Source organism: Peribacillus sp. SIMBA_075, assembly GCF_046534585.1.
On record NZ_JAWRYN010000525.1, the window covers coordinates 1 to 275 of the forward strand.

Below are 275 nucleotides of genomic sequence, written 5' to 3' on the forward strand. Positions count from 1 at the left end.
GCCGTAAACAGATGGGATAAAAAAGGCGGCACTGATCCCAAAGGATAAAAGCGTTGAAATCGCAAGGGTCCAGAAAACCTTCCAGCCGCGCTCCTCGCTCCGAAGCTTGATCATATATCTGAATACGAGATAAATCGCTAAAAAGATAAAGTGAATATAAGCAAAGTAAAAATTGTTGATCAGCATGAGGCTGCAAGCCACAATAAACCAAGCCGGCTTGCCTGTTTTGAAAATACGTTCAATCCCAAGCACAAGCAGCGGGAGCCACATCATGC

General features: G+C 44.7%; 1 protein-coding gene. It reads right to left on the minus strand.

Going from position 1 to position 275, the window contains the following annotated elements; translation table 11 throughout:
* The coding region (locus tag SB775_RS29270) for a YfhO family protein (RefSeq protein ID WP_410864735.1) at positions 1–275 on the minus strand (275 nt) is incomplete at both ends.